Source organism: Lawsonibacter sp. LCP25S3_E2, assembly GCF_052117285.1.
Lineage (GTDB): Bacteria > Bacillota > Clostridia > Oscillospirales > Oscillospiraceae > Lawsonibacter.
Window position 1 is genome coordinate 18,411 of the sequence record NZ_JBQKJL010000001.1, and the last position, 19,219, is coordinate 37,629.

The window sequence follows — 19,219 nt, forward strand, 5'->3', positions numbered from 1 at the left end:
CTTACAGGGCCACCTGGCCAGTGAGGGTTTCCCCACGCCAAAGAAGCTTTACCGTCAGCAGTCCGCCCTCGCCTTGCTGCTGAAGCTCCACCGACTGCACGCTTACGTTCTCCTCCCCTAGCGCCTCAGCCACATACTGCTCGGCCAGGGCCTGTCTGACAGAAGGTTTTTCCCGGCAAAGCTCATAAAGCCGGCTGCCCAGCCCAGGCAGGAAGGGAAGCGCCCCCCTCCGGGCGGTCAGGCAAAACAGGGCTCGGGCCAGGACCTCCTCCCCGCCGCTGACGCTCCCCAGGCCGCCCGCCCCGTTGGGAACATAGTCCCCGTTTTCCAACATGCGCTCCATGCCATTCCCCCCTTATCCCACAATTTCCAGTACAATTTGGGTGATGATATCCTCCAGGGTCCGCCCGTTGATGATGACCTGGCCCTCCAGCTCCAGCTGTTTGGTTCCCAGGTGCAGGGAACAGTCCACCCCGCTCAGCTTTATTTCTCCCGGCCCCAGCTCGTCCATGTGCTGCTGTGTGCCCAGAATGCAGGGATTTTCCCTCTGGCCGCCTGTTTTTAATACCAGTACCTTGTCCCCTGCCGTGGGCCTCCAGCTGTAGCCTCCCGGTGTAAATACAGGTAGCCACCGCCGCTCGCCGCCCATCGTTACCCCAGCGGGATCACCCCCCAGGGTGACGGTGCCCAGCTCTGCGGGTGCCTCCCCTACGGGCTGCTTTCCACTCCGTTCCGATGTCCACATATGCCCTCACCTCATACTGTAAAATCCGGGTCTGCCAACTCCAGCCGGCTCCAATAGCCTCCTTCGTCCATACCTACACTCACCTGCACCGCCCGGTAAAGCCCGTTCCAGTCCCAGTGGCTGCGCTGCACCCGCACCAAGTCCCCCGGCCAGGCACAGAAGGGCTGGGCCACCGTAAGCTCCAGGCGCTGAAGCTCTGAGGCGGACTTATCCAGCTGAAACTGGCCGGAATACCGCATGGCCTGATAGCTGCTGCGCTCGGGCATGGTGATGACCCGCCTGGCCTGGCCGCCCTTGGCCAAAAACTCAGAATTATCTATGCGCTCCACCTGGCCGCTCCACCGGTCCCGGACCAGCATTTGGGACAGCACCCCGTACCGCCGGTCCCGCCGGACGAGAGCGGTGACAGGAGCCCCATCTCCCACCAGCCGCTCCTGGCTGTCTGACCATCCGGTAAGCACCAACCGCCCCAGCCGGTCAAACCGGGGTGCCACGCCCCCGTAGTACCGGGCAAACTCATAGACCACGGACCACTCACTGCTGCCTGTGGCCACCGAAAATTGCGACACCGCAGGCAGGCTCGCCCCCGGTGCCGTTTTGATCCCATACACTGTCACATGGTCCCGGAGAATATCTGCCTGGGTGGCGCAGATATAGTCCTGGCCCAGAGCCTCGTTATCCAGCAGCAGGGCAGCCATTCCCCGGCCCGACACCTCCAGCAGCCTTCCCTGCTGGGAGAGGGTGACCTCACATTCGTCCACCACCCCGCAAAAGACCTGTTCCCCCTCATGGAAGGCCTCAAAGCGCACCCAGTCTCCCGGATGGGTGGTGTTCTCCTCGTCCCAGGTACAGCGAAGCCAAAAGCTGTCACAGGGCACCCCGGCGGTGTAATCCAGCCGCCAGGCCATCAGATTGGGCAGCGTCCAGCGCGTTCCCTGGGCATCCGTTACATAGCCGGTCAACGCACCCGCACCTCCTCTCCCACCCGGATGAGGTTGGGATTTTTGATCTGAGGATTGAGGGCAATGAGCTCCGCCAGGGACAGGCCGTAGCGCAGCGCCAAATCCCACAGGGTATCCCCCTTCACCACCCGGTGATAGGCCGCATCTTCTGCCCCCGAAGCCGTCTGGCCGCCGCCGGTCTGGCTGGCGGCGGTATCCTGTACGGCAAGGCCGGTGTACCAGCTATCATCCTCCCAAAAGGCAAAGGAATAGCGCACATAGTCTGGTCTGGGCTCCTGTTCCAGCCGAAGGGAGACAAAGTAGGCGTTGGCCGCCTGCCACAGGGGATGGATCAAAAGTCCCGGCCCTCCCTCATAAAACACATTGGCCAGCTGGCCAAACTGGGCATAGGCTCCTTCTCCTACAAACTCCCCCTCGCCCTCCATGATTCGGTTGGTCCGGCCCAGATCCTGCAGCCGGAACAGGCCGAAGGGGGTTTTGTGTACCGCCATCTTTCGCTCGTAGTCGATGGAATACACCCTGGGGTTGTGGGGCCAGGTATAGCCCTTGTACCGCATGGGTGACAGGTCCATGGGCCTCTCCTCCTTTTCTTAATAGAGATAAAATCCGCTGTCATACCGGCGGCTGTCCCGGCGGAAGGCCCGGTCCGCCTGCTCTGCCCAGGTTAACGCACCACCGGATGGAAGGGGGCTTGGTTGTCTGAAAGCAGGATAGGATTCCCTTTGTGTCCCGGACAATAAGGCATCTGCAGCAGAAAGCCGGCCCGCCGCAGGAAGGTCGGAAGGCTTCCGTCCCGGTGTTCTTTCGATCATCTGAGCGGCAGGCTCCTTCCATCCCATATCACCCGCTTCCTCCATCCGCCCCCAGGTCCCATCCATTTGTCTCAGCTGGCCAAGCAGCGGGAGCTGCTGATTTTTGTCTTGCCGCTGCACCTGGGAGAGGAGGAAATCCTCCGCCGGGCCCCGGTCCGCTTCTTCCCCGCCGTTCCAGCTTTCCTCCCTGTGCTCCATCTGTTCCGCGGCACCCTCTGGGCCCTCTCCATTTCCCCGGACCGCCAATGCGGCCAGGGCCCGTTCCAGGCGCTTTGCCTGCTCCAGCAGGGCATTTTCCTGCTTCTCCGTCCCTTCCAGATAATCCGTCATGTACCGCCCCCTCCTTTCAGCTGCTCAAACCGTACCGGATCAAAGGAAGGATTCACCATCGCTTCTCTTTCTCCATGTTCCGGCTGGCCGCACACAGGGCATCGCTCCTCCAAGGCCCGCTGACGGCAGGCAGGGCAAAGCCGTTCCAGCCGCTCCTCCCCGTCCAGCAGCTCATTGACCAGGCACCAGAGGTAGTCCCGGTGTTTCATTTCCCTGGCGCGGGCTTCGGTGGGCAGGGCATGGAACGCCTTCAGCACCCGCCACCGAAGCCGCTCTTCCGGATCATCCCGGAGTTTTTTTTTAGCGTCTCCAGCTCCTCCTCCCCCAGACCGGGGCCTGGGTCGGATTCCCGGCTGAAGCAGCTCCATTTCTGGGCCAGCGCGGCAATCTCCTCCGCCGTCAGACCCGCCAGCACCGCTCGCCCATCGGGAAAGACGGGGGTGTGGTCCTCACTTTGCTCCAGGGCTCTGGCCAATAGGCAGGCGTTGGAACAAAGGGCACGCTCTCTCTCCTCCTGGGCCAGTTCCCCGGCCTCCCGCCGGGCCTGAAGGACCTCCAGGGCAGAGAGAAGGCGCAGATCCATGCCGTTTCCCAGACTCACACGGTCCCGACCGGCCAAAATGGACCAGGCCATCGCTTACACCTCCGTCTCAATGCGCCGGGAAGCTACCAGGGTAACCTTCTCCAGCACCATACTGCCGATGGTGGCGTTCTCCTGAATGGAGCTCCACTGGCAGTCGGAGTAAATGATCTTCCGGTCAGGCTTACAGATGACCAGGGAGAAGCCGTCCAGGGAATAAAAATCCACTCCATCCCGAATGGCCTCATCCGTGGCATACAGTCTGGTCAGCTCCACCACATGAGTAGCCTGGCCAGGGACAGTGGCCACCGGCTCCGACTCGCCAAAGGCCTCCACGGCAATGCTGCTCTTGGTGGTCTTGGCCGTGTAGCTCTGCACCACCGCCAGACGCACTCCGTCCGCCTCCAGATAGATATCGCTGCTGGTGGGAAATCCTGCAATGCTCATACGTTACCTCCTTCGTTTTCCGGCTTATACCGTAATGTGGGCCGTCAGCCAGATCTGGTTGAGGCCGTGGGCCACCGTGAAGGAGAACTCCACCAGGCATCGGGTGGCATCCTCCGGGTCCGCGTTTACCGCTACATTTTCATAGCCGGTGATGATCTCCCGGCTGAGCTTGTTTTCCAGCTCCAGCACCACCTGGGAACGGATGGCACCCCGGCTCTGCTGGGTATTTTTGGCCCGGCGGAACTTGCTGCGCAGGGCGGCGCGCAGTCCTGGGATCACATCGTCCACCACCCGGATGGTGGTCAGGTCCCGCCAGGTGCTGTCCGCGCTCTCCCCCGTCTGTGTGCGGGTGGTCACGCCCCGCACCACACTCACCGTGCCTCCCATGCTCTCCACGGGGGTGACGCCGCCCAGAATGAGCAGATCCAGATCGTTGTCCTCATACCGCTGGGAAAGGCCATACAGTCCCCTCAGCTCCGCTCCCCCCAGGGGAATGGCCGGGTCGGTCTCCCCGGCGATGGTTCCCGCCACCGCCGCTGCCAGGGAGAGGCCCGTGAGGCTCTCCCCCTCCCGGTCCACACAGCCGGGAGCCACCAGAATCATCCGCTCACAGTTTAGGTTTTTGGCCCGTTGGGTAAGCTCCTCCACGCTCTCACCCTTTCCTCCGGCTACCACGCCCAGCCGTTCCCGGCGCAGCTCCGAGGCGGACATGACGCTCTCCCTCAGTTTCTGCTGTACGTTCTCCTGGGTGCTGTCACAGACGATCAGAGCCAGATCCTCCATGCCCGCAAGCAGCTCAAAGGCACCCTCGTAGCCGCCCTCCTCTTCTACAGGCACTGCCACCACGCCGGAAGCGCCGTTTTTCAAAATCAGACGGATGAGCTCCGCCATATCCTCCCCACCGGCGGAGCCAAAGACAGTCACCGCCTTATCATAGCTGGTAATGGTCTGGGCTTGCCCCGCCTGGGCCACCGTATTGATGGCCACCAGGCCCACCAGTCTGCCGCTTCCGCTGCCGCTGACTGCCGTGGACGCGTCATAGGAGGAATAGACCCCTGGACGCTGATGTATCGTAATGCTCATGGTTTCACCACACCTCGCAATTCAAAGTCAACAAATTCGCCGCCGCTCTCTTCCACCGCGCTCAGATACACAGTACACACCGCCTGAACGGGCCGCCGAAGCCGCCGGCTCTCCCCGTCATACTCCGTCTGGCCGCAGGAAAATTCCTCCACCCGCATCCCCTGGGGTCCTCCCAGGATCAGTGCTCCGGCCAGTTGGTCAAAGGCCGTTTGAAGCTGTTGTCCGTCACCCCGCTGCGTGGCGTAGAGATCGAGGCCAAAGGTGATGTCCGCCTTTTTCCCAAACAGCTCCTCCCATTGGCCTGTCTGCTCATTGAACCGCTCTCCCAAATAGTCCTGGAAGCCGGCGCTTTTGGCCTGACAGCCCCGCAGGGACACCACCGCAACAGGCCCCTCCTCTTTCCGCAGAGTCTGAGGAAAGGCGGTGGCAGCCAGCACTCCGCATCTTGTCAGGTACTCTACCATCGCCTGGCACAGCTGCTGCGTTCCTCCGCTCATGCCCCCACCTCATCTCTGGGGCACAGCACCGCCCACCAGTAGGGGCAAATTCCCTGCCCAACGATATGGGCATTTCGTACCCGGTACTGCCTGCCCCCATATTCCACTAGGGTGTCCAAGTCCACCGGCTGATCCGGAGGCCCCAGATACAAAAGCTTCTCCTGGCTGCTCAATCCCAGGGCGGTAGGCAGCTGCTGGACCTTATGTTCCTCCCGCACCGGCTGTAAAATGGCCCGCAGGGGGACTTCCTCCTCCCCCCGGTACAAAATGACCTGCTGGCCATAGCGGTTTAAAATCCCCCGCCACTCCCGCTCCATCATCCTCGCACCCCCCGGAAGAAGAAGCCCGTGTCCCCCAACCAGGGAGACAGCAGGTTCAAAGCCTGTTGACTGCGCCCTTGCCCAGCCTTAGGCTCTCTATGGATGGTCAGCTCCCCGGCGGTAAAGGAGGTCACATCCCCGCTTCCGCCGCACTCCTCCAGCGCGTCCATCACCAGCATAGCGGCGGCCAGGGGAAAGGCGGCGGAGCAATCCTCGGGTGTCACCCCCGCCTTCAGCCGGCCCGCCAGCTGTTCCTCCACCGCCTGGGCCAGGAGGAGCAGCAGCTCCTCCCGGTCCTCCGGTGCGCCCATGGCCCTGCACAGGGCAATGATCCGCTGGGTCATGTTAAACCTCCAACACCCGGCTGGCCTCCGGGAATACTTTGGCAAAGCCGGCGATGGTGGTGATGGCTGCCCGCTCCAGCTGGCGGTCAATGAGCTTGTCGTACTCCACCATCACATCGCTGCCCTGCACCATCTCCAGGGCAAAGCGCTTGTCCAGACCGATGCAGGTGTTCTCCGGCAGCACGCTGGTGCGCAGCAAGGTGGCTCCCAGGGGGGTAGTCAGCTTGCCGGTGCCCTGGAAGTTCAGGCCGGTGAGGGGGTTCTGGAACTCGGTGAGCTTGAGAAGCTTCACCATCACGTCCCCGGACACCAGCAGGGCGTTCATCTCATAGGGGTCAAATTTGGCCCAGAAATTCACCAGGTCGTCATAGGTAAGGGTACCGCCGGCGGCCACATTGTCCACGGAAGCGGCGTTGTCGTTGCCGTCGCCGTTCATCAGTACATCCACCGCATCGGCGAGCAAAGTACGGGAGATGTGGGCGCCCATCTGGCGCAGGGTGACCGAGAAGAGATCCAGCTTCTGGTAGCGCACCGCCTCATAGCTGGCCACCAGCATTCTGCCCCGCTTGCGCAGCTTCACCAGGTTGGACTGGACCTTGATGGTAGTGGAGGGAATCTGAGCGCCCTCGTCCACATACCGCAGCTCCTTCTCCTCCCCACCGGCCTGGGCGGTAATGGAGCGGTAGTCCATGCCGTCAAAGCGGGTGGTGGCGGCAGTGATGTGGGGCAGCAGGTCCCCCTCCTCCATGCCCTGTCGGACGGTTCGGGCGATGTACTCAGGGAAAAGGACGGCGGAGTCGGCGGTGCGGAAGAACTTCTCCACCACGTCGCTGCCCGCGCCCTTCACCTTAATGTCAAAGCGCTTGAGCTGGCGCTGGAAGGCGTCCAGGCCCTCCAGGCTGGTACCCTTGTAGCGCTCACTGGGGTCCTGGCTCTCCAGCACCTGGGTAAAGGTGCGGCCAGCCTCCTGATACATCCCCTTGTCCAGCTTCAGATTGTCATAGGAAAAAGCCATGTTTCTTCGCTCCTTTCCGAATTTACAGACAGATGACGGCGCTGCCGTCCTCGTCTACGCTGATCACGGTGGCGCTTACACCCTCGGCGGCAGTCTTCACGCCGCCCTTGCCATCGGCAGCCAGGGTGGCCGCACCCAGGGACAGGCCGGTACCAGCCACTGTCATAAAGCCCTTCACCTGCACCCCGGCGATGCCTGCACGGGGCTCCAGGGCCACGCCGCAGAATTTGTCGCTGTCGGTACAGGGGCCCACCTGGCCGTTGCCGGTCAGCTTTACCACCTGGCCGCCCTTTACCCCCTCATCCGCGAGAAAGGTGGCCACCACGGCGCCAATGCCGTCAAAGGAACAATTGCTCATTTCATTACCTCCCATTGTTCATTTTGAGAATAACCGCCCTTTTTTCTTCCACGGGCGGGGCCTCACATCACACTAAAAAAGCCCGGTCCGTCTCCCGGAGCCGGGAATTCTTATCCCCGTAGGACAGTTGAGTCTTGATGGGGTAGCGCTCCTCCACCCGGCGGGCAAAGGATTTTCCAAACGCTTCCAGCTCCTCCGGGCTGAGCTTGGAACAGGCGGACTTGACCACCGCCTCCTCCAGGGTACCGTCGGCCAGCAGGGCCAGGCGCACCAGCTCCCCCCGGAGGTGTTCCAGATAGGTCCGGCCCAGTCGGGCCTCCCGTTCCAGCTGCTCCAGCTCACGCTCCCCGCCGGGGCAGCCCTTGGCCAGCTCCCGCCAGCTCCGGGCACTTTTTACCACCCCGGCCAAAGGCTGGGCCGGTACCGCTACAAAGGAAAACTCATAGGCGTCCTGCGCCCCCTCCAAGCTGGCATAGCACAGCTGTCCGCCATACTCCTGGCCCTTCTGGTGACCGCAGTCCCCCTGGTTTCGGTCGGCGCCGCATACCGAGCACACCGCCCGCTCTACGCTGCAGCCCACACTGACTTCCTTTTTGATGCCGCCCTCGATTTCAGCCACCAAATCACGGGTGCTGTGGGTACGCAGCATATAGGCGTAGCCCTTCAGCCAGCAATAGGGGTCCCCGGCGCGAGTCAGCCGTTCCTGTTCCCAGACCACTTCGGTTTTATAAATTCGGGCCGCCTGTCCTCGGGCTGACCACTGGTGGTCAAAGATGCCGCTCTTCCCCACAAAAAGCTCCGCCAGTTTTTCCAGAGTTTCAGGGGCAAAGCACTCATAGTCCCGGTCAATTTCGTTGTCGCACAGACGCACGGAAAAGGTATAGATCTCCTCCTCCTTAAGGGGTTTTCGGGCCAGGGCCCCGATCCGCTCCAAGTCTCCTTGCTCCAGGGCCGAGCTCTGTCCACCCTGAGCCTGCTTCATGACATTCATACCGTTCCTCCTTGTGTTGTGTCCTGAGCCGTTTCTTGTTTCAATTTTTCCGCCTGGGCCCGGTACAGCTCCGCCCGAGCCTCCTCCGTCAGGTCCTGGAGGTTAATGTCCTCCCACAGGATCTCCGCTCGGGGGTCATAGCCGTGGAGCTTAAGCCACAGCTCCGCTACCCGGCACAGGGCCGGCTCCACACTGCGGCGGATGGCGGTAATCTCGCTGGTGAGCAGGTCCGCCTGCTGGGTACTCATGCGCTCGGTGGAGGACCAGGACAGCCCCAGCATAAAGGGCGGAATTCCCGTGCGGGACACCAGCTGTTCCAAAATCTGCCGTACCGGCACCTGACTGTCCAGCACCTGGCTGTCCGCTCCGATGACCTTGATGTCCACATCGCCCACCGCCACAAAGTCTCTTACGCTTCCAGCCCGCCCGGCCTGCATAGCCTCGCTCCACTCCTCCGCCAACAGGCGGCAGCGCTCCTGGGCAAAGGCCTCCTCCCCCTCGCCGGGCTTGCATACCACGGCAAAGCGCAGGTTCCCCGCCCGCTCCCAGTTCTGCCCGGTGGCCTGAAAAATTTTCAGCAAAATTCCAGTCAAAAAGGGCATAGAGCGGAGCAGTGACACCCCGCAGGGGGCATCGCTGGTGGGCTGAAAGGGGGTAAAGAGGAGCAGCTGCTGCCAGGGCAGCTCCCGTTCCTCCCCCACGCCGGTCCGGCACAGCCGGAAATCCAGGGGACTGTCCCCCACCTTCACCTCCACCTGCTCCGGGTCGGCACACAGCAGCGCGGCAATGTCCCTCCCCGTCTGATCCAACACAATTTCCCCCAGAGCGTGTCCGCAGGTAAACAGGTCGTCCAAATACCGGTCTAAAAAGGACTGCACGCCCCGCTGCCCCCAGCCGGTATCCACCGTCCGGAAAAACTCCTCCAGGCCCTTTTGGGCCCGCCCATCCCGACAATGGACGCGGAAACCTCCGCACAGTCGGGTCAGCTTCCAGATGGCAGCGTCCACGATCGGGACTCCCTCCCGGATGGCCCGGTACAATGCCATTTCCCCGGTGTGCAGAGGAATGTACCTCTCCAGCACCCCAAAGGGGTGCCCGGAACTTTGCCGCACCTGGACCACCGGCGCAGCAGGCTCCTTTCGCCTGCGTTCCCACCACTTCATTGCCTTGTCTCTCCCTTCCATGTTTCTTGCTCAAAACCGTCCCCGCTCCACTGTCCCGGCGTAAATTCCCCCGGCCAGCTTCCCCTTTGCCGCCACCGTGGCGGCAAAGTAGCGGATAAACGTCCATAGCGTGGTCGTATCTCCCCACCCGGCAAGCCGGGCGGGGGCCCCTTTTCTTTTTCTTCCTCGGGCGGAGTAAATCCGCCCTGCGGAAATTCTCCGGGTCACGCCCGTCGAATTTACGGCGCTTATCGCGCCGCCCCGCTCAAAGCGGGGTCCCAAAGAACACGCCCACGCTTAAAAGCTTCTCCGTTCCACCGTCCCGGCGTAAATTCCCCCGGCCAGCTTCCCCTTTGCCGCCACGGTGGCGGCAAAGTAGCGGATCTCGTCCATAGCGTGGTCGTGTTCTTTTTTCACCTTGTCCTGCCCCTGGCTGTCCTCGTCCCAGCGGTAGAGACCAAATTCCCGGACCGCGTCCCTGCAGCCCTCACAGATCACCATCCGCCCGCTTTTCAGCATCTGGGCGGTAAGGCGGATGCCCGAGAGCACCTGGTTGTCCGCCTTTTTTACCCGCCAGCCCCGGCGGCGCAGGGTTTCGCAGAAGCTGGCCGCCGAGGGGTCGGCCACCACCGCCTGAATGTCTCTCCCTCCGGCCAGATGTTCCAGCGCGTCGGCATACTCCTCGTCCGTTTTCTGCCTGTGCTGCTCCCGTGCGTCGTAGTAGTACTCCGCCACACGGTACCACACGTCTTTCTGAAGTCCCCAAAGTCCCATAGAGGTGGGGTTGGAGGTGCCGTAGTCACAGGAGATGTACCACCGTTCCATTTCCCCTCCCGGTTCCGGTTTGACAAAGCTTTCGTCAAAAAAGTCATATACCAGCCCCTCGGCCGCCACCCACTCTCCCAGCACAAACCGCCGGTAGAAGGTCCCCTGAAAGGTGTTGGCATAGCGCTCCCGCACCTGTGGGGACAATCCGGGGTTATCCAGCATGGTAAACTGCAGGCGCAGGGTGTTTTTTTCCTCCGCCTTGAGCACCCACTCCTGGTAAAACCAGTGGGCGGGGGACTCGGGGTTGCAGGAAAACCACAACCGGCTCCCCGTCACCGAACACCGGGCCGCCGTCTGTTCCACAAAGGAGCGTGGCATAAGGGCCACCTCGTCCAGCAGCGCCCCCGCCAGCGTCATGCCCTGAATGAGGGCAGCGGAACTCTCATCCTTGCCGCCAAAGAGATAAAACAGGTTTTTGCGTTTCCCCAGCCGCACCTCGATGAGGTTTTTGGATAGCTTCTGCCTGCAGGAAAACCCCATAGCCTCCAGCATAGGCAGCAGCTCCGAGAGAAGATTTCGCCGCACCGACTGGATCGTCCGGCCGCACAGGGCGAAATTTTTCTCCCGAAAGCTGCTCATGGCCCAGCAGAAAAAGGAAAGGCCGGTGCATAGGGTCTTCCCGCTGCGCACCGCCCCATCGCAGATGATGGCCTGCCTGTCCCGATCCGGGGACGTGGGCCGCCACCAGGTGAGCACCCGGCGCTGCTTGGGGGAAAATACCATTGCCCCCATTTCTTATCCCTCCTGCTGCTCCATGGCCTGGAGGAAGCGGTCCACCTGCTCCTCTCCGCTGCGGTCCACCGCATCCAAAAGCCGCTCCAAAAGCCTGGCCCGGTCGGCAAATTTCAGCTCAATGACCCCGTTGCTTCCCCGCTTGAATTCCGTCAGCGCATCCAGATCGAGGCCGTCCAGCCCGCTCCACTCCTCCTGGGGAAAGCAGGCCAGCTTCACCGCATCTCCCGCCCCGGCGTTGGCCAGCTGCCACATTCGTCTTAAAATCTGCTCCCGGTCCGGGAGCTTCCACCCTCTCTTCACCATATCCCTCCTCGCCCTTAGGCAGCTTTTGGGGAAAAGTTGTACGTTTGCGTCCTCCTAACCAAAAATTTTTTCGACGGCCGGTGGAACAGCTCGTCCTTTTTCGCCTGGTTTTTCTCCTTTGCCGTATTACACTGTGGCTGTTCCGGGTAAAAGAAAAATTTACCGCCCAAATTTTCGCATAGAAAACCTTCCCGCTCCACATGCTGGCCATATCCACATAGCCCAACCAAATGGACGAGGAGGAACCCTTTGCTATGAAACGATTTTTATCCCTGCCGCTGGCCCTGCTGCTCTTGGTAGGGGCCGTTCCCGCTGCCCACGCTCAGGGGGACAGCCCCCTGTCCCTGTCCTGTGCCTCGGCGGTCCTTATGGAGAAAGAAACCGGCACCCTGCTGTTTGAGCAAAACGCCCACGAAAAGCTGGAGCCTGCCAGCGTTACCAAAGTCATGACCCTGCTGCTGGTCATGGAAGCGGTGGACTCCGGCCGTATCACTCTGGAGGACACCGTCACGGTCTCCGCCTATGCCGCCGGAATGGGTGGCTCCCAGGTCTACCTGGAGGAGGGGGAGCAGATGTCGGTGGGTGAAATGATCAAGTGTGTCACGGTGGTCTCGGGCAACGACTGTGCCGTGGCCCTGGCCGAGCACCTGGCGGGCAGTGAAACCGCCTTTGTCACCCTGATGAACCAGCGGGCCCAGGAGTTGGGCATGGCAGACACCACCTTTCTCAACTGTACCGGACTGCCTGCCCAGGGACATGTGACAAGCGCCTATGACATCGCCCTCATGTCTCGGGAGCTCATCCGGAACCATCCCTCCATCCGCCAGTACACCACCATCTGGATGGACTCCATTCGTAACGGTGAATTTGGCCTGACCAACACCAACCGGCTCATTCGCTTTTATCCAGGGGCCACCGGACTAAAGACCGGCTCCACCGACGCGGCCCTTTACTGCATGTCCGCCACTGCAGAGCGGGATGGGATGGAGCTCATCGCCGTGGTGATGAAGGCCCCCTCCACCAGCCAGCGGTTTGAAGATGCCAAAGCCCTGCTGGACTATGGTTTTGCCAACTACGCCCTGGCCAGCGTCTACCCAGACGAGCCTCTGGCCCCGGTGGACGTGATCCTTGGCGATGCAAAACAGGTCCAGCCTCAGCTTCAGCGGGAGTGCCGCCTGCTGGTGAGCAAGGGAGAGGAAAAGCAGATCTCCACCCGTCTCAGCCTGGCCGAAAACGTGGAGGCCCCGGTGGACGAAGGGCAAATCCTGGGCGAGCTCCAGGTCTATGTGGGGGACGAGCTTCGGGACACGGTTCCCATCTTGGCCGCCCACGGGGTGGACCGGCTGTCCGTTCCCGGTATTTTCTCCCAGCTTCTCAGCCAATTATTTATGGGAAACTGACCAAAAATTTTTACCCCGCCTCCCAAAATTTCCCTTTGAGGAGGCGGGGCTGATTGTTCCAAAACGGCCTGAAATTTGCCCGGATTTAACCTGGATTTCCGGAGAGTTTTCTAGTATTTTACTTGACGCTCGTGCAAGCCCGTTGTATAATTTATACGAATATCTGAAATTACTTTCGGCACCCACTTGTTGGTTTTAGCCGATGCCCATACCCAAATGATATCTTGAGGTGATGAAAATGTCTAAATACCAGGAAAAGCTTTCCCCTTCCGATCTCTTTTTAGAGTTGGAGTCCTTTTCTGAGGGCCGTTCCACCCATGCGTGGAAGTGCTTTGGCGCTCATCCCGCCAAGGCTCCCGACGGGACCGAGGGTTATCTCTTCCGTGTCTGGGCTCCCAACGCCCCCAAGGTAACGGTCATCGGCGATTTCAACGGCTGGGACCTGGAAGCCACCCCCATGGAGCGGGTAGAGGGGGGCATTTGGGAAGCCTTTGTCCCTGGCCTCAAGCGCTATGATGCATACCAATACGCCATACATAGAGAGGACGGCACCTTTGTGGGCAAGGCCGACCCCTACGGGTTCCATGCTGCCACGCGGCCGGACGTGTCCACCAAGATTTATGACCTGGATACGGGCTATCAGTGGGGGGATCAGGACTGGCTGGAGTACCGCTCCAAAAATCCCCCCTATCGCCGTCCCATGAATATTTATGAGTGCCACCTGGGCTCCTGGCGGCGCACGGGAGAAGGGGAATTTCTCAGCTATCGGGATATTACCTCCTATCTGGTGCCCTATGTGAAGGAGATGGGCTTCACCCATGTGGAGTTGCTCCCCGTCACCGAGCATCCCCTGGATGCGTCCTGGGGCTATCAGTGCACCGGCTACTTTGCCGCCACCAGCCGCTTTGGTATCCCTGACGATCTGAAGTACATGATCGACCAGCTCCACCAGGCGGGCATCGGCGTCATCATGGACTGGGTCCCCGCCCATTTCCCGCGGGATGCCTTTGGCCTTTATAATTTTGACGGCACCCCCACCTATGAGTACGCCGACCCCCGAAAGGGCGAACATGCTGACTGGGGCACCAATGTCTTTGACCTGGGCCGCAACGAGGTGCGCTCCTTCCTCTTCTCCTCCGCCATGTTCTGGCTGGAGGAATACCATATGGACGGCCTGCGGGTAGATGCGGTGTCCTCCATGCTCTACCTGGACTACGGCCGGCAGGATGGGGAGTGGATGCCCAACATCAACGGCGGCAAGGAGAATCTGGAGGCCATCGAATTTTTTCAGAAGCTGAATACCGCCATCTTCGCGGCCCATCCCGATGTCCTCATGGTGGCCGAGGAATCCACCGCCTGGCCGAAGGTGACTTATCCTGTGGATCAGGGCGGTCTGGGCTTCAACTTCAAGTGGAACATGGGCTGGATGAACGACATCTGCCACTATATCAAGCTGGACCCCTACTTCCGGCAGTTCAACCACCGGGATATTACCTTCTCCTTGATGTACGCCTTCTCGGAAAACTACATTCTGCCCCTCTCCCACGACGAGGTCGTCCATATGAAGGGCTCCTTCTTCGGGAAGATGCCGGGGGACAACCCCATGAAGTTTGCCGGTGTCCGGGCCTTCTATGCCTACATGATGACCCATCCCGGCAAAAAGCTCACCTTCATGGGGGCGGAGCTGGGCCAGTGGAACGAGTGGCACTATGAATACTCTCTGGACTGGCATCTGCTCCAGTACGCGCCCCACCGCCAGACCCAGGAATTCTTCAAGGCCATGAACAGCTTCTACCTGGAGCAGCCCCCGCTTTGGGAACAGGATGACTCCTGGCAGGGCTTCCAGTGGCTGTGTGCCGATGATAACCAGGCCAATACCGTGGCCTTCCTGCGCTGGGACCGGAAGGGTCAGCCTCTCATCGTGCTGTGCAACTTCTCTCCCGAGCACCGCAATGGCTACCGGGTGGGCGCTCCCTTTGCGGGCACTTGGGCCGTGGCCTTCAATACCGATGATGCAGTCTTTGGTGGCAACGGCTTTGGGGACAAGGCTCCTTTGAAGACAGAGAAGATCCCCTGCCACGACCAGCAGCAGTCCTTCGTGGTGGACCTGCCTCCCATGTCCACGGTCATCTACCGCTGCACCCGGAAAAACCCGGTGCGCAAGCCCAAGGATGACTCGGGCAAGGCCAAGAAGGCCCCGGCCAAAAAGGCCGCCGGAAAAAAGGCTCCCGCCAAAAAGGACGAAACCACCGCTCTCGTAAAGGAAACGGCCGGCCGTTCCCTGGTCAAGGCCGAAGTCCCCAAGACCCCTGCCGTACGCAAAAAGCCTCAGGTTCCGGCCAAAAAGGCCGAGGCAAACTAAAGGGATATCTCGGGACGCAAGTCCCGGTTCCATAATCGCGTTTTCCCGCCCCCGTTGAAATAGACAAGAGGTGAAGTAACATGAAAAAAGAAGTTGTGGCCATGTTGCTGGCCGGTGGACAGGGCAGCCGTCTCTATGCCCTCACCAGCCATGTGGCCAAACCCGCCGTTCCCTTCGGCGGAAAGTACCGTATCATTGATTTCCCCCTCTCCAACTGTGTCAATTCCGGCATCGACACCGTAGGTGTCCTGACCCAGTATCGCCCCCTGGAGCTGAACAGCTACCTGGGCAACGGCCAGCCCTGGGATCTGGACCGCTCCGATGGCGGCGTACATATCCTGCCCCCCTACCAGAGGGAAGGCGACCAGGGTACCTGGTACAAGGGAACCGCAAACGCGATTTATCAGAATATCGGTTTTTTGGATCTCTACGATCCTGAGTATGTGGTAGTCCTGTCCGGCGACCACATCTATAAGATGGACTACTCCGAGATGGTGGCTCAGCACAAGAAGACGAAAGCCGCCTGCACCATCTCCGTATTGGAGGTCACTCTGGAGGAGGCCAAGCGCTTTGGCATCATGAACGCCAATGCCGACGGCCAGGTCTATGAGTTTGAGGAAAAGCCCCAGCACCCCAAGAGCACCCTGGCCTCCATGGGCATCTATGTCTTCACCTGGTCTAAGCTTCGCCAGTATCTCATTGACGATGAGGCCGACCCCAACTCCTCCAATGACTTTGGCAAGAACATTATCCCCAATATGCTTGCCGCTGGGGAGAAGCTCATGACCTACCGCTTCTCCGGCTATTGGAAGGACGTAGGCACCATCGACTCCCTGTGGGATGCCAACATGGACATGCTGGCCCCCAACAGCAGCATTGACCTCTACTCCACCGAGTGGCCCATCTACGCCCGCACTCCCATCAAGCCCCCCCATGTGACCGGCCCCAACGCCCATATCTCCCACTCTCTGGTCACCGGCGGCTGCAAGGTGGACGGCAAGGTGGAAAACTCCGTCCTCTTCCACTCCGTGGTGGTGGAGGAGGGGGCCGAGGTGGAATATTCCATCCTCATGCCCGGCACCGTGGTCAAGGCCGGTGCCAAGGTCTCCTACGCCATTGTGGCGGAGGATGCCGTGGTGGAGGCCGGGGCCGTTGTGGGCGCGCCTCCCAGCGATGACCCCAAATGGGGCATTGCCGTGGTAGCCGGCGGCGTCACCGTGGGTGAGAAGGCCACGGTCGCTCCCAGCGCCATGGTCCGCGAAGATGTGAAAGGAGGTGAGCAGGCATGAATGACCTGCACGGCATTCTCTTTGCCTATCGCTCCAACACCAATCTGGGTGAGCTGACCCGTCCCCGGAACACCTGCTCCCTGCCCTTTGGCGGGCGGTATCGTCTGGTGGACTTTATGCTCTCCAACTATATTAACGCCGGCATCACCGACGTAGGCATCATCGTCCACGAGAGCTATCAGTCCCTTTTGGACCACCTGGGCTCCGGCAAGGACTGGGAGCTCAGCCGCAAGCACGGCGGCCTGCGTATTCTGCCCCCCTTTGGCTATGAGGGCAAGGGCGGCGGCGAGTACCGTGGCAACATGGAGGCCCTGTCCGGGGTCTACTCCTATCTGCAGAATATCCGCCAGGACTATGTGATCCTGGGCTGGGGTGATATGGCCGTCAACCTGCCTGTGGCCGAAATCTACCAGCAGCACCTGGACACCGGCGCGGACATCACCATGGTCTGCACCACCCATTATTGCAGCACTCCCGGCAACTGTGAGTATGTCACTCTCAGCGACAACGGCCAGGTGAATGACCTGGCCATCCACCCCGCCACCGCTTCCGGGCTGGAATCTCTGGAGCTGTATGTGATGTCCAAGCAGCTTCTGCTGGACATTGTGGAGTACTGCACCACCCACAACATCTATCACTTCAGCCGCGGCGTGCTTCAGCCCCGCCTGCACACCATGAAGATCATCCCCTATGTCCACAAGGGGTATGTGGCCCGCTTCCCCTCTGTCAGCGGCTACTTCAACGACTCCATGGACCTGCTGGACGAAAAGGTGCGCAACGATCTCTTCAACCCCGACCGTCCCATCCGCACCAAGGACCAGTCCAACCCCTCCACCTACTACGGCCCCGGTTCCGTCTGCAAGCACTCTCTGGTGGCGGACGGCTGCTTTATCGAGGGTGAGGTAGAAAATTCCATCCTCTCCCGTGGGGTCATTGTGGAAAAGGGCGCCAAGGTGTCCAACAGCGTGCTCATGCAGGGCACGGTGATCAAGGCGGGGGCCTCCCTGTCCTACGTCATCACAGACAAGAATGTGAAGGTGAATGAGGACCGTATGCTCATGGGCCACAGCACCTATCCTCTGGCCATCTCGAAAAATTCCATCGTCTGACCGATCCCCACAGACGCCTTCCCTCCCAGGGGGGAGGCGTCTGTCCCCACATTGAATTGTCTTGGAAAAGAGGTACACTATGAAAATTTTATTCGCTTCTTCCGAGGTAGCCCCTTTCATCAAAACCGGCGGTCTGGCCGACGTGGCCGGCTCCCTGCCCCAGGCCCTGTCCGCGGCGGGGCATGAGGTCAAGGTCATCCTGCCCCTTTACGAGGGAATTGGTCCGGAGTGGCGGGAGCAGATGACCTTCCTGCAATATTTCAACGTCACTCTGGCCTGGCGCCAGGTCTACTGCGGCATCTTCCAGTTGGAGCGGGATGGGGTCACCTACTGGTTCGTGGACAACGAATACTACTTCAAACGCTGGCAGATTTACGGCCACTTTGACGACTGCGAGCGCTTTGCCTATTTCTCCCGCGCCATCATCGAGACCCCCGGCCACCTGAACTGGGCGCCCGATATTATCCACTGCAACGACTGGCAGACCGCACTGGTCCCCGTCTACCTGCTGGAGGAAAAGTACCGCATTCCTCAGCTTGGCGGTGCCAAGAGCGTATTTACCATCCACAATATCGAGTATCAGGGCCGCTACGGCGACCAGGTCCTGCAGGATGTCATCGGCCTGGATAAGAGCTACTTTAACGAGGGGATGCTGGCCTACCACCGGGATGTAAACCTGATGAAGGGCGCCATTATGGCCTCCAACTTCGTCACCACCGTCTCCCCCACCTACGCCCAGGAGCTGCGCACCCCCTTCTACGCCCACGGCCTGGATGGGGTGATCAACCAGCAGAGCTTTAAGCTGGAGGGTATCCTCAACGGCATCGACACCGCTCTCTATGATCCGGCCACCAACCCCAGCCTGGCCGCCAACTTCTCCGTCAAGTCACTGGTCAAAGGGAAGGCCGCCTGCAAGCAGGCCCTGCAGCAGGCGGTAGGCCTGCAGGAGAATCCGGACGTGCCCATCATCGCCTGCGTCTCCCGTCTGGTGGGGCACAAGGGCTTCTCCCTGGTCACCGACGCCCTCCACGACATTATGGGCATGGACGTGCAGATGGTGGTGCTGGGCACCGGCGACTGGCAGTATGAGGAAGCCTTCCGCCACGCCCAGGGTCAGTATCCCGGCCGCTTTGCCGCCCAGCTGACCTACTCCGCCCCTCTGTCCAATATGATCTACGCCGGCGCGGACATGTTCCTCATGCCTTCTGTCTCCGAGCCCTGCGGTCTCTCCCAGATGATCGCCATGCGCTTTGGCACCATCCCCGTGGTGCGGGAGACCGGCGGACTGAAGGATACCGTCACTCCCTACAACAAGTTCGAGGGTACCGGCCGGGGCTTTACCTTTGCCAACATCAGCGCCGGGGATATGACCTGGGTGCTCCGGGAGGCTGTGGATCTCTTCTACAACAACAAAAAGGCCTGGCGCGGCCTGCAAAAGGAGAGCATGACCGCCGACTTCTCCTGGGACAACTCCGCCAAGCAATATCTGGACATCTACCAGCGCATCCTGGGCTGAGTAGCGCCGTATCCCGCTGTTTTTGGAAAC

Annotated in this window: 24 protein-coding genes; 5 read left to right on the forward strand and 19 right to left on the reverse strand. The window is 60.7% G+C overall.

Translation table 11 applies throughout. From position 1 onward, the window contains the following. Position 1: 1 nt before the first annotated feature. From ACTQ3R_RS00090 to ACTQ3R_RS00180, 19 genes are all read right to left on the reverse strand, one after another. Positions 2 to 343 carry a hypothetical protein gene (locus tag ACTQ3R_RS00090; protein ID WP_441777725.1) on the reverse strand — a complete coding sequence of 114 codons (342 nt, stop codon included), beginning with the start codon at positions 341 to 343 and terminating at the stop codon, positions 2 to 4. A gap of 12 nt (positions 344 to 355) precedes the next feature. Beyond that, positions 356 to 745, reverse strand: a complete 390-nt coding sequence (locus tag ACTQ3R_RS00095; RefSeq protein ID WP_441777724.1) for a hypothetical protein — start codon at positions 743 to 745, stop codon at positions 356 to 358. A gap of 11 nt (positions 746 to 756) precedes the next feature. Continuing rightward, positions 757 to 1,707: a hypothetical protein gene (locus ACTQ3R_RS00100; protein WP_441777723.1), complete on the reverse strand. Its 951-nt coding sequence runs from the start codon at positions 1,705 to 1,707 to the stop codon at positions 757 to 759. Continuing rightward, positions 1,704 to 2,279 (reverse strand): LysM peptidoglycan-binding domain-containing protein, encoded by a 576-nt coding sequence (locus tag ACTQ3R_RS00105; protein ID WP_441777722.1) that lies wholly within the window; start codon positions 2,277 to 2,279, stop codon positions 1,704 to 1,706. Before ACTQ3R_RS00105 ends, ACTQ3R_RS00100 begins: the two co-directional genes overlap by 4 nt. A gap of 18 nt (positions 2,280 to 2,297) precedes the next feature. Continuing rightward, entirely contained in the window at positions 2,298 to 2,849 is a 552-nt protein-coding gene (locus ACTQ3R_RS00110; RefSeq protein WP_441777721.1) for a hypothetical protein, read from the reverse strand. After that, positions 2,846 to 3,106, reverse strand: a complete 261-nt coding sequence (locus ACTQ3R_RS00115; RefSeq protein WP_441777720.1) for a molybdopterin oxidoreductase — start codon at positions 3,104 to 3,106, stop codon at positions 2,846 to 2,848. The genes ACTQ3R_RS00110 and ACTQ3R_RS00115 overlap by 4 nt, the downstream gene beginning before the upstream one ends. Then, positions 3,100 to 3,483: a hypothetical protein gene (locus ACTQ3R_RS00120; RefSeq protein ID WP_441777719.1), complete on the reverse strand. Its 384-nt coding sequence runs from the start codon at positions 3,481 to 3,483 to the stop codon at positions 3,100 to 3,102. The genes ACTQ3R_RS00115 and ACTQ3R_RS00120 overlap by 7 nt, the downstream gene beginning before the upstream one ends. 3 nt (positions 3,484 to 3,486) lie before the next feature. Beyond that, positions 3,487 to 3,876: a hypothetical protein gene (locus ACTQ3R_RS00125; protein ID WP_441777718.1), complete on the reverse strand. Its 390-nt coding sequence runs from the start codon at positions 3,874 to 3,876 to the stop codon at positions 3,487 to 3,489. A 24-nt stretch (positions 3,877 to 3,900) separates the two neighbouring features. Then, positions 3,901 to 4,959 (reverse strand): phage tail sheath C-terminal domain-containing protein, encoded by a 1,059-nt coding sequence (locus ACTQ3R_RS00130; protein WP_441777717.1) that lies wholly within the window; start codon positions 4,957 to 4,959, stop codon positions 3,901 to 3,903. Beyond that, the gene (locus ACTQ3R_RS00135) at positions 4,956 to 5,456 is read right to left on the reverse strand and encodes a hypothetical protein (RefSeq protein WP_441777716.1); all 501 of its coding nucleotides are present in this window, start codon (positions 5,454 to 5,456) and stop codon (positions 4,956 to 4,958) included. Before ACTQ3R_RS00135 ends, ACTQ3R_RS00130 begins: the two co-directional genes overlap by 4 nt. After that, positions 5,453 to 5,776, reverse strand: coding sequence for a hypothetical protein (locus ACTQ3R_RS00140; RefSeq protein WP_441777715.1), 324 nt, complete (start codon positions 5,774 to 5,776; stop codon positions 5,453 to 5,455). Before ACTQ3R_RS00140 ends, ACTQ3R_RS00135 begins: the two co-directional genes overlap by 4 nt. Continuing rightward, on the reverse strand, positions 5,773 to 6,120 hold the full coding sequence (locus tag ACTQ3R_RS00145; protein ID WP_441777714.1) for a hypothetical protein: 348 nt from the start codon (positions 6,118 to 6,120) through the stop codon (positions 5,773 to 5,775). The genes ACTQ3R_RS00140 and ACTQ3R_RS00145 overlap by 4 nt, the downstream gene beginning before the upstream one ends. Position 6,121: 1 nt before the next feature. Beyond that, positions 6,122 to 7,135 (reverse strand): phage major capsid protein, encoded by a 1,014-nt coding sequence (locus tag ACTQ3R_RS00150; protein WP_441777713.1) that lies wholly within the window; start codon positions 7,133 to 7,135, stop codon positions 6,122 to 6,124. 22 nt (positions 7,136 to 7,157) lie between these two features. Beyond that, the gene (locus tag ACTQ3R_RS00155) at positions 7,158 to 7,493 is read right to left on the reverse strand and encodes a hypothetical protein (RefSeq protein WP_441777712.1); all 336 of its coding nucleotides are present in this window, start codon (positions 7,491 to 7,493) and stop codon (positions 7,158 to 7,160) included. Between the two features lie 67 nt (positions 7,494 to 7,560). Beyond that, the gene (locus tag ACTQ3R_RS00160) at positions 7,561 to 8,484 is read right to left on the reverse strand and encodes a hypothetical protein (RefSeq protein WP_441777711.1); all 924 of its coding nucleotides are present in this window, start codon (positions 8,482 to 8,484) and stop codon (positions 7,561 to 7,563) included. Beyond that, positions 8,481 to 9,647, reverse strand: a complete 1,167-nt coding sequence (locus ACTQ3R_RS00165; protein WP_441777710.1) for a serine/threonine protein phosphatase — start codon at positions 9,645 to 9,647, stop codon at positions 8,481 to 8,483. The genes ACTQ3R_RS00160 and ACTQ3R_RS00165 overlap by 4 nt, the downstream gene beginning before the upstream one ends. Before the next feature lie 30 nt (positions 9,648 to 9,677). Further along, positions 9,678 to 9,929, reverse strand: a complete 252-nt coding sequence (locus tag ACTQ3R_RS00170; protein ID WP_441777709.1) for a hypothetical protein — start codon at positions 9,927 to 9,929, stop codon at positions 9,678 to 9,680. A 15-nt stretch (positions 9,930 to 9,944) separates the two neighbouring features. Beyond that, positions 9,945 to 11,207, reverse strand: coding sequence for a PBSX family phage terminase large subunit (locus tag ACTQ3R_RS00175; RefSeq protein WP_441777708.1), 1,263 nt, complete (start codon positions 11,205 to 11,207; stop codon positions 9,945 to 9,947). Positions 11,208 to 11,210: 3 nt separating this feature from the next. Beyond that, positions 11,211 to 11,513, reverse strand: coding sequence for an XRE family transcriptional regulator (locus ACTQ3R_RS00180; protein ID WP_441777707.1), 303 nt, complete (start codon positions 11,511 to 11,513; stop codon positions 11,211 to 11,213). A 254-nt stretch (positions 11,514 to 11,767) separates the two neighbouring features. On the opposite strand from ACTQ3R_RS00180, the gene ACTQ3R_RS00185 reads away from it, so the two are divergent. The 5 genes from ACTQ3R_RS00185 (at position 11,768) to glgA (ending at position 19,189) form a co-directional block, all read left to right on the forward strand. Then, positions 11,768 to 12,913, forward strand: coding sequence for a D-alanyl-D-alanine carboxypeptidase family protein (locus ACTQ3R_RS00185; protein ID WP_441777706.1), 1,146 nt, complete (start codon positions 11,768 to 11,770; stop codon positions 12,911 to 12,913). Between the two features lie 238 nt (positions 12,914 to 13,151). Continuing rightward, positions 13,152 to 15,275 carry a 1,4-alpha-glucan branching protein GlgB gene (glgB, locus tag ACTQ3R_RS00190; RefSeq protein ID WP_441777705.1) on the forward strand — a complete coding sequence of 708 codons (2,124 nt, stop codon included), beginning with the start codon at positions 13,152 to 13,154 and terminating at the stop codon, positions 15,273 to 15,275. An 80-nt stretch (positions 15,276 to 15,355) separates the two neighbouring features. Then, positions 15,356 to 16,564 (forward strand): glucose-1-phosphate adenylyltransferase, encoded by a 1,209-nt coding sequence (locus ACTQ3R_RS00195; protein ID WP_441777704.1) that lies wholly within the window; start codon positions 15,356 to 15,358, stop codon positions 16,562 to 16,564. Beyond that, positions 16,561 to 17,673: a glucose-1-phosphate adenylyltransferase subunit GlgD gene (glgD, locus tag ACTQ3R_RS00200; protein ID WP_441777703.1), complete on the forward strand. Its 1,113-nt coding sequence runs from the start codon at positions 16,561 to 16,563 to the stop codon at positions 17,671 to 17,673. The genes ACTQ3R_RS00195 and glgD overlap by 4 nt, the downstream gene beginning before the upstream one ends. 79 nt (positions 17,674 to 17,752) lie before the next feature. Continuing rightward, positions 17,753 to 19,189: a glycogen synthase GlgA gene (gene glgA, locus ACTQ3R_RS00205; protein ID WP_441777702.1), complete on the forward strand. Its 1,437-nt coding sequence runs from the start codon at positions 17,753 to 17,755 to the stop codon at positions 19,187 to 19,189. Positions 19,190 to 19,219: the final 30 nt, after the last annotated feature.

What these genes read in the sequence shown, in the direction of transcription:
- ACTQ3R_RS00090 (WP_441777725.1), bottom strand. Translation starts at nt 343, where the DNA reads ATGGAGCGCATGTTGGAAAACGGGGACTATGTTCCCAACGGGGCGGGC.
- ACTQ3R_RS00095 (WP_441777724.1), bottom strand. Translation starts at nt 745, where the DNA reads ATGTGGACATCGGAACGGAGTGGAAAGCAGCCCGTAGGGGAGGCACCC.
- ACTQ3R_RS00105 (WP_441777722.1), bottom strand. Translation starts at nt 2,279, where the DNA reads ATGGACCTGTCACCCATGCGGTACAAGGGCTATACCTGGCCCCACAAC.
- ACTQ3R_RS00110 (WP_441777721.1), bottom strand. Translation starts at nt 2,849, where the DNA reads ATGACGGATTATCTGGAAGGGACGGAGAAGCAGGAAAATGCCCTGCTG.
- ACTQ3R_RS00120 (WP_441777719.1), bottom strand. Translation starts at nt 3,483, where the DNA reads ATGGCCTGGTCCATTTTGGCCGGTCGGGACCGTGTGAGTCTGGGAAAC.
- ACTQ3R_RS00125 (WP_441777718.1), bottom strand. Translation starts at nt 3,876, where the DNA reads ATGAGCATTGCAGGATTTCCCACCAGCAGCGATATCTATCTGGAGGCG.
- ACTQ3R_RS00130 (WP_441777717.1), bottom strand. Translation starts at nt 4,959, where the DNA reads ATGAGCATTACGATACATCAGCGTCCAGGGGTCTATTCCTCCTATGAC.
- ACTQ3R_RS00135 (WP_441777716.1), bottom strand. Translation starts at nt 5,456, where the DNA reads ATGAGCGGAGGAACGCAGCAGCTGTGCCAGGCGATGGTAGAGTACCTG.
- ACTQ3R_RS00140 (WP_441777715.1), bottom strand. Translation starts at nt 5,776, where the DNA reads ATGATGGAGCGGGAGTGGCGGGGGATTTTAAACCGCTATGGCCAGCAG.
- ACTQ3R_RS00145 (WP_441777714.1), bottom strand. Translation starts at nt 6,120, where the DNA reads ATGACCCAGCGGATCATTGCCCTGTGCAGGGCCATGGGCGCACCGGAG.
- ACTQ3R_RS00150 (WP_441777713.1), bottom strand. Translation starts at nt 7,135, where the DNA reads ATGGCTTTTTCCTATGACAATCTGAAGCTGGACAAGGGGATGTATCAG.
- ACTQ3R_RS00155 (WP_441777712.1), bottom strand. Translation starts at nt 7,493, where the DNA reads ATGAGCAATTGTTCCTTTGACGGCATTGGCGCCGTGGTGGCCACCTTT.
- ACTQ3R_RS00160 (WP_441777711.1), bottom strand. Translation starts at nt 8,484, where the DNA reads ATGAATGTCATGAAGCAGGCTCAGGGTGGACAGAGCTCGGCCCTGGAG.
- ACTQ3R_RS00165 (WP_441777710.1), bottom strand. Translation starts at nt 9,647, where the DNA reads ATGAAGTGGTGGGAACGCAGGCGAAAGGAGCCTGCTGCGCCGGTGGTC.
- ACTQ3R_RS00175 (WP_441777708.1), bottom strand. Translation starts at nt 11,207, where the DNA reads ATGGGGGCAATGGTATTTTCCCCCAAGCAGCGCCGGGTGCTCACCTGG.
- ACTQ3R_RS00180 (WP_441777707.1), bottom strand. Translation starts at nt 11,513, where the DNA reads ATGGTGAAGAGAGGGTGGAAGCTCCCGGACCGGGAGCAGATTTTAAGA.
- ACTQ3R_RS00185 (WP_441777706.1), top strand. Translation starts at nt 11,768, where the DNA reads ATGAAACGATTTTTATCCCTGCCGCTGGCCCTGCTGCTCTTGGTAGGG.
- glgB (WP_441777705.1), top strand. Translation starts at nt 13,152, where the DNA reads ATGTCTAAATACCAGGAAAAGCTTTCCCCTTCCGATCTCTTTTTAGAG.
- ACTQ3R_RS00195 (WP_441777704.1), top strand. Translation starts at nt 15,356, where the DNA reads ATGAAAAAAGAAGTTGTGGCCATGTTGCTGGCCGGTGGACAGGGCAGC.
- glgD (WP_441777703.1), top strand. Translation starts at nt 16,561, where the DNA reads ATGAATGACCTGCACGGCATTCTCTTTGCCTATCGCTCCAACACCAAT.
- glgA (WP_441777702.1), top strand. Translation starts at nt 17,753, where the DNA reads ATGAAAATTTTATTCGCTTCTTCCGAGGTAGCCCCTTTCATCAAAACC.